Raw genomic sequence first — 13,893 nt, forward strand, 5'->3', positions numbered from 1 at the left:
AGCCCCGCGCGCCGGTGGCGGCAACAAGGGGCCGGGCGCGGGCGGCAAGCCGCGGGCGGCGCGCAGCGGGGCTGCTCCCCGAGGCGATGACTGGCAACCGCGTGGCGCGTCGGCCCATGAATCGCGTCTAGGCGTGATGGGCGGACGGGGTACCCGGGGGCGTTAAACCGTCCCCCGAGGCGGCGTCCGCGCGGCGCCGCCGGCTGGATGCGTCCCACATAAACGTAAGCCCGTGACGAATCAGGCGTTTTTCCGGTTTATCTGGTAAAATCAATGGTTTTCATGGCTTCGCGTTCGTTGCGCGTTCCCTGGTTCGCGCCCCGCTTTTGCCGTCTGGCGCGCCGGAATGCCTGTTTGATGGCGTGCATCCTGGCTGTGGCGGTTGGCACGGCGGGTGTGCAAGCAAATGCGGAATGCGAAGCTGGCGGGTGCGCCGCAAGGGCGGCGCGAGCCGAAAATTAGGTCGCAATATAGGGCACTGCCCAGCATTGCTCCTTACGTGCAGTAGGGTGGCGGCTGGGCACTGTGCAATACGGTGGGCTGGGCGTGCAGCCCATTTTTTTTGAGTATATGGCTGATTTATTCGCATTGACCGAAGAGGCACTGGCCGGCATGGACGTCGAACTCGTTGACGTCGAACGTGCCGCGCTGGGCCTTTTGCGCGTCACGATCGATCGGGTCGGCGGTGTGCGCATCGAAGACTGCGAGCAGGTGTCCCGCCAATTGTCGCGGGTGTACGAGGTCGAGAACATCGACTACAAGCGGCTGGAAGTCGGCTCGCCGGGCGTTGATCGCCCGCTGCGCAACGAGGCCGAATTCCGCCGGTTCGCTGGCGAACGCATCGAGATCAAGCTGCGCGAGGCATTGGACGGACGCAAGGTCTTCTCCGGCACGTTGACCGTGCCCGAAGACGCGCCCGCGGCTTCCGACGCCGCGGCTGGGATGCACAAGACCGTGTTCGGTCTCGAATTTGAGGCAAAAAAGAACGAAGTCCAGGTGTTGAATTTCACGGTCGACGATATCGAGCGTGCAAAACTGGACCCCGTTCTGGATTTCAAGGGCAAAAAGCGATGAGTCGCGAAATTCTTCTGTTGGTCGATGCCTTGGCGCGTGAAAAGAACGTCACGCGTGATGTCGTGTTCGGGGCGCTGGAAAGCGCGCTGGCCTCGGCCATGAAAAAGCGCTTCAAGGATGATGCGGACATTCGTGTTGCCATCGATCGTGAAACCGGTGACCACGAAGGTTTCCGCCGCTGGCTGGTGGTGCCCGATGAAGCGGGCCTGCAAGAGCCCGACAAGCAGGAAATGCTGTCGGACGCGGTCGAGATCGTGCCCAACATCCAGGTTGGCGAGTACATCGAGGAGCCGCTCGAACCCATCGAATTCGGTCGTATCGGCGCACAGGCCGCCAAGCAGGCGATCCTGCAGAAGATCCGCGACGCCGAGCGCGAGCAGGTGCTGAACGACTTCCTGGATCGCGGCGAAACCATCGTGTCCGGCACCATCAAGCGCATGGACAAGGGCGACGCCATCATCGAGACCGGCAAGATCGAAGCGCGTCTGCCGCGTTCCGAAATGATCCCGAAGGAAAACCTGCGCGTCGCCGACCGCGTGCGCGCTTTCGTGTTGCGCGTCGACCACGCCGCCCGTGGCCAGCAGGTGATCCTGTCGCGTACCTCGCCCGAGTTCATCCGCCAACTGTTCGAGAACGAAGTGCCCGAGATCGAGCAGGGCCTGCTCGAGATCAAGGCGGCGGCTCGCGACGCCGGCGTGCGTGCGAAGATCGCCGTGGTGGCATACGATAAGCGTATCGACCCCATTGGCACCTGCGTCGGCATGCGCGGTTCGCGCGTGACCGCTGTGCGCAACGAGCTGGGTGGCGAGCAGGTCGACATCGTGTTGTGGTCGGAAGATCCCGCGCAGTTCGTCATCGGCGCCCTGGCGCCGGCCAACGTCGAGTCCATCGTGGTGGACGAAGACAAGCACGCGATGGACGTGGTGGTCGACGAGGAAAACCTGCCCAAGGCGATCGGCGCCAAGGGCCAGAACGTGCGCCTGGCGTCCGAGCTGACCGGCTGGCAGATCAACATCATGACGCCGGAAGAAAGCCTGAACCGCCAGGAAGTCGAGCGTTCGGGCCTGCGCGCCACGTTCATGAACAAGCTGGACGTCGATGAGGAAGTCGCCGACATCCTGATCGACGAAGGTTTCACCGGTATCGAGGAAATCGCCTACGTCCCCATGCAGGAACTGCTGGAGATCGAGGCGTTCGACGAAGACACCATCAACGAGTTGCGCGCCCGTGCCCGCAATGCGCTGCTGACCGAGGCCATCGCCCAGGAAGAGCGCCTTGAGACGGCCCAGGATCTGCTTGAACTCGAAGGCGTGACGCCCGAACTGGCCGCCAAGCTGGCCGAGCGTCAAGTGCATACGCGTGATGATCTGGCCGAATTGGCGACGGACGAGCTGGCGGAAATCGCCGGCCTGACCGAACAGGAAGCCAGCGACCTCATCATGCGTGCCCGCGCCCATTGGTTCGATGAAGAATAACCAAAAGGACACGGGTCTGCGGCGGATGGCCGTCAAGTCCGCCGCAAGTTCACGTTGTTTGTAATAGCTGCATATAGGGAAGAGAGAGCCTAATGTCGAGTAACACCGTCGCCCAGTTCGCTACCGAGCTGAAAATGCCTGCCAATGTGCTGCTGGAACAGCTGCGCTCGGCCGGCGTTGACCTCAAATCGGTGGACGATTCCGTCACCGACAGCGACAAGGCGAAATTGCTCGAATCGCTGCGTCGCGCCCACGGCGCGACCGAAGGCAAGAAGATCACCCTGACGCGCCGCCAGACCTCCGAGATCCGCCAGGCAGATGCCACCGGCCGCTCGCGCACCATCCAGGTCGAGGTCCGCAAGAAGCGCGTGTTCGTCAAGCGTGATCCCTCCGAAATCGCCCTGGAGCAGGCCGCCAGCGCCCGCGCTGAGGAAGAATCGTCCGTCGAGGAAGCACAGCCGGTGTCCGCACCCGTCGTGCCCGAGGCGGCCAAGCCGGCCGAACCGCGCGAAGCCACGCCCATCCAGGCGCCGGCTCCTGCCCCGGTGCAAGAGCCCGCTGCTGTCGAAGCGCCCGCACCGGTAGAAGCGGCCGCGCCTGTTGAACCCGTCGCGGCCGAAGTGCCCGCCCCCGTTGCGGCTCCCGCCGCCGAAGTCCAGGCTAAGCCTGAACCGGAACCGACGCCGGCGCCCGCTCCTGCCGAGCCCGTGGCCGAAGAGGCCAAGCCCGAAGTCAAGACTGAATCCACCGAGCCCAAGGCTGAAGAAGCCAAGCCGGAACCCGTTGTGCTAGCCAATAAGTCCGAACCATCGTCCGCCCAGGCCGCCGCGCCTGTTGTCGCCCAGGTGCCGCCTGCCGCGAAGTCTGAACCCGTGAAATCCGCCGCCAAGCCGGTCGAGTCCGTTGCGCCCGCCGCCAAGGTCGGGAACCGCGCCGACAATCGCCGCGCCGGCCCGCCGCTCGCCGCCTCCGCCACCGGCGCTGGCCGCGACGAGGCCCGCCGTGCCGCCGAGGCCGAAGCTGCCGCCCTGCGCGAGATGCTGAACCGTCCGCGCAAGGTGCTGCGCGCTCCCGAACCGGAAGCGCCCGCCGCCGCGGCCGCCCCGATCTCGGGCACGCTGCACAAGCCGGCCGGCAAGGGCGCCGCCGCGCCTGGCGCCAAGAAGGATGCCAAGCCCGCCGCGCCCGGCACCAAGAAGACCATCAAGACCGCCGAAGTCGCTTCGACCTGGTCGGATGACGCCTCGCGCAAGAAGCCGGCCGACAAGCCGGCGGCGCCGGCCAGCCGCGACGGCTGGCGTGCCGGCGGCAAGGGCGGTGGCAAGAGTGGCGGCCGTGGTGGCCGCAACCAGCAGAACGACCGCCGCAACGAGCCCGCGCCGCAGGAGTTCATCGCGCGTGAAGTGCACGTGCCGGAAACCATCAGCGTGGCCGACCTGGCCCACAAGATGTCCGTCAAGGCCGCCGAGGTCATCAAGCAATTGATGAAATTGGGCCAGATGGTCACCATCAACCAGGTGCTGGACCAGGAAACCGCGATGATCGTGGTCGAGGAACTGGGCCACGTGGCGATCGCCGCCAAGCTCGACGACCCGGAAGCCTTCCTGGACGAAACCGCCAGCGTGTCGGAAGCCGAACAGCTGCCGCGCGCCCCGGTCGTGACAGTGATGGGCCACGTCGACCACGGCAAGACCTCGCTGCTGGACTACATCCGCCGCGCCAAGGTCGCCGCGGGCGAAGCCGGCGGCATTACGCAGCACATCGGCGCCTACCACGTGGAAACCGAGCGCGGCATGGTGACCTTCCTGGATACCCCGGGCCACGAGGCGTTCACCGCCATGCGTGCCCGCGGCGCCAAGGCCACCGACATCGTCATCCTGGTCTGCGCGGCCGACGACGGCGTGATGCCGCAGACGCGTGAAGCCATCCACCACGCCAAGGCCGCGGGCGTGCCGATGGTGGTGGCCATGACCAAGATCGACAAGCCCAGCGCCAACCCCGAGCGCGTCAAGCAGGAACTGGTCGCCGAGGAAGTGGTGCCGGAAGAATACGGCGGCGACGTGCCGTTCGTGCCGGTGTCGGCCAAGACCGGCGAGGGCATCGACGCGCTGCTCGAGAACGTGCTGCTGCAAGCCGAACTGCTGGAACTGAAGGCGCCGGTCGACGCGCCCGCCAAGGGCCTGGTGATCGAAGCCCGCCTGGACAAGGGCCGCGGCCCGGTCGCGACCATCCTGGTCCAGAGCGGCACGCTGAACCGCGGCGACGTGGTGCTGGCTGGCGCCAGCTTCGGCCGCGTGCGCGCCATGCTCGACGAGAACGGCAAGCCGATCCAGGCCGCCGGTCCGTCGATCCCGGTGGAAATCCAGGGCCTCACCGAAGTGCCGGCCGCCGGCGACGAACTGATGGTGCTGTCCGACGAGCGCAAGGCGCGCGAAATCGCGCTGTTCCGCCAGGGCAAGTTCCGCGACGTCAAGCTGGCCCGCCAACAGGCCGCCAAGCTGGAATCGATGTTCGACAACCTGGGCGAAGGCACCCAGACCCTGGCGCTGATCGTCAAGACCGACGTCCAGGGTTCGCAGGAAGCGCTGGTGCAGTCGCTGACCAAGCTGTCGACCGACGAAGTGCGCGTGCAAGTGGTGCACGCGGCCGTGGGCGGCATCTCGGAAAGCGACATCAACCTGGCGATCGCCTCGAACGCCGTGGTGATCGGCTTCAACGTCCGCGCCGAAGCCAGCGCCAAGAAGCTGGCCGAGACCAACGGCATCGACGTGCGCTACTACAACATCATCTACGACGCCGTGGACGAAGTGAAGGCAGCCATGTCGGGCATGTTGGCGCCCGAGAAGAAGGAAGAAGTCATCGGCCTGGTCGAGATCCGCGAGGTCTACAGCATCTCCCGCATCGGCAACATCGCCGGTTGCATGGTGCTAGACGGCCTGGTGCGTCGCGATTCGCAGGTCCGCCTGCTGCGCAACAACGTGGTCCAGTGGACCGGCCAGCTCGATTCGCTGCGCCGCTTCAAGGACGACGTCAAGGAAGTCAAGTCGGGCTTCGATTGCGGTCTTACGCTGCGCGGCAACAACGACATCCAGGTGGGCGACCAGCTGGAAGTCTTTGAAATCAAGGAAATCGCGCGTACGCTGTAAGGCGTCGCGAGGCATTGCTTCTAATGAGCCGTCACAAGTCCAAAGCCATCCCCGGTCGCAATCTGCGACTGGCCGACCAGATCCAGAAGGATCTGGCCGGGATCATCCAGCGCGAGATCGACACGACCCGCGCTGGCTTGATCACGCTCTCCGGTGTGGAACTGTCGACCGACTACGCGCATGCCAAGGTGTATTTCACGGTCCTGGGCGCCGAGCCCGAGGCCGCGACCGCCTTGCTGAACGAGAAGGCCGGCTGGCTGCACTCGCAGCTGTACAAGCTGCTGCACATTCATACTGTCCCCACTTTGCGTTTCTTCCACGACGAGCAGATTGCCCGTGGTATCGAAATGTCGATCCTCATCGACCGCGCAAACCGGCCCGGCCCGCACTCGGGCGTGCCCGACGAACCTGAAGACCAGTCCTGATCGGGCTGTCGTCACTGCTTTAATTTCCGGATTCCGACGATGGCTAAACGACGCGGGCTTGCGCTCGACGGTGTGCTGTTGCTCGACAAACCCGTAGGTTTGTCGAGCAACCACGCGCTGCAACGCGCCAAGCGTGCCATGGACGCGGCGAAAGCCGGCCATACCGGCACCCTCGACCCCTTCGCCACCGGCCTGCTGGTGTGCTGCATGGGCCGGGCAACCAAGATTTCCGGCGCGATGCTTGACGCCGACAAGGCCTATCGCGCTACGCTGCAATTTGGCGAGGAAACCGATTCCGGCGACCTGACCGGCAACGTGGTGGCTACCGCCGCGCCCGGCTTCGTGGTCGAGGAACAGGCGCTGCGCGATGCGCTGTCACGTTTCTCGGGCACGATCGAGCAGATTCCGCCCATGTATTCGGCGCTCAAGCGCGACGGCAAGCCGTTGTACGAATACGCGCGGCAGGGCATCGAGCTGGAACGCCCGCCGCGGCAGATTACGATTTACCGCATCGAGCTGCTGTCCCTGAACGGGACGCAGGCAGAGATCGATGTGGCTTGCAGTAAAGGCACATACATCCGGACGCTGGCCCAGGACATCGGGCGCGCGCTGGGCTGTTACGCCCACCTGGCGGCGCTGCGGCGCACGCACGTCGGGCCATTTTCTCTGGAACGCGCCGTTGCGCTGGATGCCTTGCAGGCGATGCCAGACCCGAAGCAGGCATTGCTTGCACTGAACGAATTGCCGGCGGGCTTGCTGCCCGCCACCACCTTAAAGGACTCGCTATGACTCGCGCCTTGCGCAACGTCGCCATCATCGCCCACGTGGACCACGGTAAAACCACCCTGGTCGACCAGCTGCTGCGCCAATCCGGCACCTTCCGCGAAAACCAGGCGCTGACCGAACGGGTCATGGACTCGAACGACCTGGAAAAAGAACGCGGCATCACGATTCTGGCCAAGAACTGTGCCGTTGAATACGAAGGCACGCACATCAACATCGTCGACACCCCGGGGCACGCGGACTTCGGTGGCGAAGTCGAGCGCGTGCTGTCGATGGTCGACGGCGTGCTGCTGCTGGTCGATGCCGTCGAAGGCCCGATGCCGCAGACCATCTTCGTGACCCGCAAGGCGCTGGCCCTGGGCCTGAAGCCCATCGTGGTGGTCAACAAGGTCGACCGTCCGGGCGCCCGCACCGATTTCGTCATCAACGCCACGTTCGACCTGTTCGACAAGCTCGGCGCGACCGACGAGCAGCTGGACTTCCCGGTGGTGTACGCCTCGGGCCTGTCCGGCTACGCCGGCCTGAGCCCGGATGTGCGCGAAGGCGACATGCGCCCCCTGTTCGAAGCCATCCTGCAGCACGTGCCGCAACGTGACGACGATCCCAACGGCCCGCTGCAGATGCAGATCATCTCGCTGGACTACAACAGCTACGTCGGCAAGATTGGCGTGGGCCGCATCAACCGCGGCCGCATGCGTCCCGGCATGGAAGTGGCCTACAAGTTCGGTCCCGAGGGCCAGGGCGGCCGCGGCCGCATCAACCAGGTGCTGAAGTTCCACGGCCTGGAGCGCATCGTGGTGGATGAAGCCGAAGCCGGCGACATCGTGCTGATCAACGGTATCGAAGACCTGGGCATCGGCTGCACCGTGACCGACCCGGTGACGCAGGACGTGCTGCCGATGCTGCGCATCGACGAGCCGACGCTGACCATGAACTTCATGGTCAACACTTCGCCGCTGGCCGGCCGTGAAGGCAAGTTCGTCACCAGCCGCCAGCTGCGCGACCGCCTGGACCGCGAACTGAAGTCGAACGTGGCGCTGCGCGTGCGCGACACCGGCGACGACACCGTGTTCGAAGTGTCGGGCCGCGGCGAACTGCACCTGACGATTCTGCTGGAAACGATGCGCCGCGAAGGCTACGAGCTGGCCGTGTCGCGTCCGCGCGTGGTGTTCAAGGAAGTCGACGGCGTCAAGTGCGAGCCGTTCGAATCGCTGACCATCGACGTCGAAGACGCCCACCAGGGCGGCGTGATGGAAGAACTGGGCCGCCGCAAGGGCGATCTGCAGGACATGCAGCCGGACGGCCGTGGCCGCACCCGCCTGGAATACCTGATTCCGGCCCGTGGCCTGATCGGCTTCCAGAACGAATTCCTGACGCTGACGCGCGGCACCGGCCTGATGAGCCACATCTTCCACGAATACGCGCCCATCAAGGAAGGCTCGATCGGCGAGCGCCGCAACGGCGTGCTGATCAGCCAGGACAACGGCGACGCCGTGGCCTACGCGCTGTGGAAGCTGCAGGATCGCGGCCGCATGTTCGTGAACCCGGGCGATGCGCTGTACGAAGGCATGATCATCGGCATCCACAGCCGCGACAACGACCTGGTCGTGAACCCGATCAAGGGCAAGCAGCTGACCAACGTGCGCGCCTCGGGCACCGACGAAGCCGTGCGCCTGGTGCCGCCGATCCAGATGTCGCTGGAATACGCCGTGGAATTCATCGACGACGACGAACTGGTCGAAATCACGCCCAAGTCGATCCGCCTGCGCAAGCGTCACCTGCAGGAAAACGACCGCAAGCGCGCCGCACGCGAATCCGCCGTGTAAGGCGAGGCGGGACGTCTGTCCCGCGCGCCTGGCAATCGGAAAAGCCGCACATCCTTCGGGGTGCGCGGCTTTTTTTCGTTCGGGACGCGGGCTTGCCAGCGGCGCTGTTCAAGCGGCCGACGGCCTGCACGCCGCCGGCCGCGCGGCGCAGCGGCCGCCGCCCGTGCGCCGGCACGCGGGCTCAGGCATGCTGGTGGCGGTATTCCTGGGTCTTTCCGCCATACCCGTAGGCCGCCGCGCGCGCGTCGATCACGTGCACATAGGAGCATTCGTGCAGTTCGCCCAGGATCTCGCTGAAGGACGCGTAGATCTCCTGGATGAAGCGCGCCTTCTCGGCCTTGGTATTGGTCTCGTCGGTGACGCTGATATCCAGGTGGAAGGCGTTCCTGCCCGTTTCCGACAGCGGGCGCGCGCCGATGAACCACTGGTCGTGGGGGATGTGCTGCAGCGTGATGGCGATGACCGGCAGTTTCTTGCCGAGCACGGATTGGGTCAATCCGGCGACCGCATCGACGATGCGGCGGTTGCGGCTGGCATCGGGTTGGCCAGAGACGTGGACGACGATGTGGGGCATGACAGGCTCCTTGGTGAGGGGAATGGAGCCAGTGTAGGGACCGCATTGACATCGGAAAAGCGGGAATTTACGATTTCAACCATCGCATAAACCGTTGGATGGCTCATGTCCGGATTCGATCTCGACCAGCTCCGCACCCTGGTGGCGGTGCTGGAAGCGGGCAGCCTCACGGCGGCCGCGCCCAAGGTGTTCCTGTCGCAGTCGTCGGTCAGCGAGCAGATGCGCAAGCTGGAGGAACGGGCCGGCCAGCCGCTGCTGATCCGCGGCAAGGCGGGCGTGATCGCCACCCCCGCCGGCGAGCGCCTGCTGTCGCATGCGCGCGCCATCCTGGCGCTGAGCGACGAGGCCTTTCGCGACCTGCGCGGCGTGGCACTGCGTGGTGAGCTGCGGCTGTGCATCACCGACTACTTCCGACCGGGCGATGTGGCGCGGCTACTGCGGCGTCTGAACGAGCAGTACCCGCAGGTGCGCATGCACGTCACCATCATGAAGAGCGGCACGATCGAGGCGGCCTACGAACGCGGCGAGGTCGATGTCGGCATCTCGATGGTGATCCAGGAGCGCGGCGCGTCGAAAGGGCGGCCGCAGGGGGCGTTGCTGCGGCGTGAGTCATTGCTGTGGATGGCGGCCGAGGGCGCGTCGGCGCCGCCTGAGCCGCTGCCGCTACTGGCGCTGCCCGAGACCTGCGCGTTGCGCCAGTACGCCGAGCGGCTGCTGGCGCGGCGCGCGGTGCCGTACGCGGTGGCGCACGTGGCCTCGGGCGTGGCGGGGCTGCAGCTGGCGATCGCGGCGGGGCTGGGCGTGGCCTGCCTGAACGAGTCGGCGCTGACGCCCGGCATCGGCCGCTTGCAGGCGCCGGGGCTGCCGTCCTTGCCCGACGTCGAATTCCGCCTGCTGCCGCCCCGGCCGGGCGAAGACCGCTTTATCGGTCAGGCGCGCGAGGCGATCGAGCGGGCGCTGCGTTGAGCCGGCCTCGGCGCGGCGGCTAGGGCGCTTGCCGGTCCGGCGCGCGCATCAGCCAGTGCAGGAATTCGCGGCCCGGGCCGGCCTCGCCCACGAGGGCGCCGATGGGCTGGAACGCGCCCGGCGACTCGATCCGCAGGCGCTGGAAATGGCCGTGCTGCAGATACCAGCCGGCCAGCGTCAGCGGCACCATGGCCAGTGCCTGCTGCGCCTGCATGACCGCGATCAGCAGCGGCATCGGCGGCGCGGCGCTGGCCAGGCGGCAGAGCCGTGGCACCACGCCGGCGCGCTCGAAGAAGGCGGTAAAGACGGCGTGGATCGCCAGTTCGGGACGGGGCTGGATCCAGAGCTGGGACGTCACCTGGGCCAGGGTCGGCGCGGCTTCAGCCGCCAGAAGCGGATGGCCTGGCGTGGCCACAATGACGGCGTCGTCCTGCTGCAGCGGGACGAATTCCAGGCCCGCAGGCAACGCTTCCGGGCGCCGGCACAAGAGCATGTCCAGTGTGCCGGCCGCCGCCAGCGGCAGCAGCTGTTCGCGGCTGCCTTCCTGAAACTCCACCTGCAGGTCGGGATGGGTCCGCATGTAGGCGGGCAGGCGTTCGGCCAACAGGCCGCAGCTGGCCGCCGGAATGGCGCCCAGGCGCAGGCTGCCCGAGGCGCCGCCACGCAGGGCGGCCACCGAGTCGGTCGAGGCGCGCAGCGTGGTGAGCATGTCGCGCGCGCAATCGGCCATCAGTTGTCCGCTGCGGGTGGTGCGCATGCCGCGGGCGTGGCGCTCGAACAGTTCGACGCCCAGCAGGGATTCGATGTCGGCCAGGGCGTGGGTGGCGGCGGGCTGGCTCATGCCGATCCGGGCGGCGGCCTGCTGCAGGCTGCCCAGTTCGGCGATGCCGGCCAGTAGTTGCAGGTGGCGCAAGCGGCCCTTGGCCAGCAGGCGGGCAAGCAGGGTGGCAGGGGCGACATCCATCGCGCGGGGGAATGAGCTATTCAAAACGCGAATATAAGAGTCCATTAATGTATTTGAAATAAGGATATGCCCTGCCCAGAATGGCGTGACGCCGGCTGCTACCGGTTTCCATTCGAGGATGCGCCGTTCCATGAAGTCTCGTCTGTTGCATGCTGTCGTCTGCGCCGCCCTGGTCGGCGCCTCCTCCGTGGCGCTCGCGCAGGGCGCCTATCCCTCGCAGCCGGTGCGCCTGATCGTGCCGTTCGCCCCCGGCGGTTCCACCGACGTGCTGGCGCGCGTGGTGGCCGATGGCCTGCGCAAGGAACTGGGCCAGAGCGTGGTGGTGGAAAACCGCGCCGGCGCCGGCGGCCTGATCGGCACCGAGGCGGTGGCGCGCGCCGAACCCGATGGCTACACCCTGGGCATGGCCACGGTCAGCACCATGGCGGTCAATCCGCTGCTGTACGGCACCGCGCGCGTCGATCCGGCGACCCAGTTGAAGCCGGTCGGCTCGGTGGCGAACGTGCCGGTGGTGTGGATGGTCAATCCGGCGTTTCCGGCGACCGACTTCGCCCAGTTCCTGGCCGAACTACGCGCCCATCCCGGCAAGTATTCCTTCGGTTCGCCGGGCGTCGGCTCGCTCGGCCACCTGAACCTGGCGGCGATGAATGCCGACCTCAAGGTCGAGGTGCTGCACGTGCCGTACCGCGGCATGGGTCCGGCGCTGACCGCCGCCGTGGGCGGCGAGGTGCAGGTGCAGCAAGACCAGTACGCCTCGGCGCAGTCGCTGATCAAGGCGGGCAAGCTGCGCCCGATCGCGGTGGCCGCCCCAACGCGCCTGACGGGGCTGGCGCAACTACCGACGCTGGCCGAGCTGGGCTACCCGCGGTTGAACGCGCTGGGCCAGACCTGGTTCGGCCTGGTGGCGCCGGCCGGCACGCCCGACGCGGTGGTGGGCAAGCTCAACGACGCGGTGCGGCAAGCCATGGCGGATCCGGCGCTGGCGCAGCGCCTGGCCAGCCTGGGCGCCGAGCCCGACACCGGCACGCCGCAGGCCTTCGGTCAGCGCATCGCGCAGACACTGGCCGCCAACCGCAATATCGTTGAAACTGCGGCCATCAAGCTTGACGAGTAAGCGTTGCACCGCCGGTAGCGCGTCGTCGCCGGCGCGGGTAAATCCTGTAGAACCAATCCTGTAGAACCAATCCTGTAGAACCGCCACTGGAGACACGATGGGAACCATCGACATTCTTGCCCCGTTCATTGACGCGCGCAGCGACCGCTACGCCGAGCTGAGCGACCGCATCTGGAGCCTGGCCGAGCTGCGCTATGACGAGCACAAATCGGCCGAACTGCACATCGCCATGCTGGAAGAGGCGGGCTTTCGCGTTACCCGCGACGCGGCCGGCATTCCCACGGCTTTCGTCGCCGAGGCGGGCACGGACGGTCCGGTGATTGGCATCCTTGGCGAATACGACGCCCTGTCGGGGCTGAGCCAGGAAAGCGGGGCCTATGCTTGCCAGCCCTCGCCGGAAACGCCCAATGGCAATGGCCACGGCTGCGGCCATCACCTGCTGGGCACGGCCGCCCATTTCGCGGCGGTGGCGGTCAAGGAATTCCTGGAGCGCAACGGCCTGCCCGGGCGGATCCGCTTCTACGGCTGTCCGGCCGAGGAGGGCGGCTCGGGCAAGACCTTCATGGCGCGAGCCGGCCTGTTCGACGACCTGGACGCGGCGCTGACCTGGCATCCGGCTTCCCACACCGGCATCTTCCATCAATCGTCGCTGGCCAATATCCAGGCCTATTTCCGCTTTCGCGGCGTGGCCGCGCACGCGGCCAATTCGCCGCATCTGGGGCGCAGCGCGCTGGACGCGGTGGAGCTGATGAACGTGGGCGTGAACTACCTGCGCGAGCACATGGTGCCGGACGCGCGGGTGCACTATGCGGTGACCAACAGCGGCGGTATTTCGCCCAACGTGGTGCAGGCCCGCGCGGAGGTACTGTACCTGGTGCGCGCGCCCATCAATTCGCAGGCCGCCGAGCTATATGAGCGGGTCAAGAATGTGGCGCGGGGCGCGGCGCTGATGACGGGCTGCGAGCTGGAGATCGTGTTCGACAAGGCCTGCTCGAACTACATCCCCAACGGCGTGCTCAATCAGGTCATGTATGACAACATGCAGGCGCTGCAGGGACCCGCGTACACCGACGGCGAGCAGCAGGCCGCGCGTCGCATGTGGGACGCGATTTCTGCCGATGACATCGATAACGCCGGCAAGAATCTGGGCGCGGTGCTGCGCAACCCCACGCCGCTGTACAGCGGGGTGGCGCCGTACGAGCCCGGCAAGCACGAGATCAGCTATGGTTCGACCGACGTCGGCGACGTCAGTTGGGTGACGCCCACGGCGCAATGCTGGGGCGCGTGCTATGCCTACGGCACGCCGTTCCATTCGTGGCAGATGGTGGCGCAGGGCAAGCTGTCGCTGGCGCACAAGGGCATGGTGCACGCGGCCAAGATCATCGCGGCAACCGCGGCCGACCTGTATGGCCAGCCCGAGGCGCTCGCGCGCGCCAAGGAAGAGCTGCTGGAGATGCGCCGCGGCCAGCCGTATGTCTGCCCGATTCCGGCGGACGTGGTGCCGTCGTTCATGCGCAAGTAGGAGCGGGCGGGGCGGCCGCGATTC

The 13,893-nt window shown here is 66.6% G+C and carries 11 protein-coding genes; 9 read left to right on the top strand and 2 right to left on the bottom strand.

All coding sequences use genetic code 11. The features are described 5' to 3' along the window. Positions 1-570 precede the first annotated feature (570 nt). The 6 genes from rimP to typA all read left to right on the top strand — a co-directional run bounded on the left by rimP (position 571) and on the right by typA (position 8,729). Positions 571-1,074, top strand: coding sequence for a ribosome maturation factor RimP (gene rimP / locus AruCF_RS05275; protein WP_049072412.1), 504 nt, complete (start codon positions 571-573; stop codon positions 1,072-1,074). Beyond that, entirely contained in the window at positions 1,071-2,549 is a 1,479-nt protein-coding gene (gene nusA, locus AruCF_RS05280) for a transcription termination factor NusA (protein WP_006388330.1), read from the top strand. The genes rimP and nusA overlap by 4 nt, the downstream gene beginning before the upstream one ends. 92 nt (positions 2,550-2,641) lie before the next feature. Beyond that, on the top strand, positions 2,642-5,695 hold the full coding sequence (gene infB / locus AruCF_RS05285) for a translation initiation factor IF-2 (protein ID WP_083036571.1): 3,054 nt from the start codon (positions 2,642-2,644) through the stop codon (positions 5,693-5,695). 23 nt (positions 5,696-5,718) lie between these two features. Beyond that, positions 5,719-6,120, top strand: coding sequence for a 30S ribosome-binding factor RbfA (rbfA, locus tag AruCF_RS05290; protein ID WP_006388333.1), 402 nt, complete (start codon positions 5,719-5,721; stop codon positions 6,118-6,120). Between the two features lie 39 nt (positions 6,121-6,159). Then, the gene (truB, locus tag AruCF_RS05295) at positions 6,160-6,909 is read left to right on the top strand and encodes a tRNA pseudouridine(55) synthase TruB (RefSeq protein WP_049072414.1); all 750 of its coding nucleotides are present in this window, start codon (positions 6,160-6,162) and stop codon (positions 6,907-6,909) included. Then, on the top strand, positions 6,906-8,729 hold the full coding sequence (gene typA / locus AruCF_RS05300) for a translational GTPase TypA (protein WP_049072415.1): 1,824 nt from the start codon (positions 6,906-6,908) through the stop codon (positions 8,727-8,729). Before truB ends, typA begins: the two co-directional genes overlap by 4 nt. Positions 8,730-8,910: 181 nt before the next feature. On the opposite strand, the gene AruCF_RS05305 is transcribed toward typA, so the two are convergent. Further along, positions 8,911-9,303 carry a tautomerase family protein gene (locus AruCF_RS05305; protein ID WP_049072416.1) on the bottom strand — a complete coding sequence of 131 codons (393 nt, stop codon included), beginning with the start codon at positions 9,301-9,303 and terminating at the stop codon, positions 8,911-8,913. Between the two features lie 105 nt (positions 9,304-9,408). On the opposite strand from AruCF_RS05305, the gene AruCF_RS05310 reads away from it, so the two are divergent. Further along, a complete protein-coding gene (locus AruCF_RS05310; RefSeq protein WP_049072417.1) occupies positions 9,409-10,269 on the top strand; it encodes a LysR family transcriptional regulator in 861 nt (286 codons plus the stop codon). A gap of 19 nt (positions 10,270-10,288) precedes the next feature. Here the strand turns inward: AruCF_RS05310 and AruCF_RS05315 are convergent, their stop codons facing one another. After that, a complete protein-coding gene (locus tag AruCF_RS05315) occupies positions 10,289-11,233 on the bottom strand; it encodes a LysR family transcriptional regulator (RefSeq protein WP_049072418.1) in 945 nt (314 codons plus the stop codon). A 130-nt stretch (positions 11,234-11,363) separates the two neighbouring features. Between AruCF_RS05315 and AruCF_RS05320 the strand changes: the two genes are divergently transcribed. After that, positions 11,364-12,347, top strand: a complete 984-nt coding sequence (locus tag AruCF_RS05320) for a Bug family tripartite tricarboxylate transporter substrate binding protein (RefSeq protein ID WP_049072419.1) — start codon at positions 11,364-11,366, stop codon at positions 12,345-12,347. A 97-nt stretch (positions 12,348-12,444) separates the two neighbouring features. Continuing rightward, positions 12,445-13,869, top strand: coding sequence for a M20 family metallopeptidase (locus AruCF_RS05325; RefSeq protein WP_049072420.1), 1,425 nt, complete (start codon positions 12,445-12,447; stop codon positions 13,867-13,869). Positions 13,870-13,893: the final 24 nt, after the last annotated feature.

Origin of the sequence: Achromobacter ruhlandii, assembly GCF_002082135.1 — a bacterium.
Classification (GTDB): Bacteria; Pseudomonadota; Gammaproteobacteria; order Burkholderiales; family Burkholderiaceae_B; genus Achromobacter; species Achromobacter ruhlandii.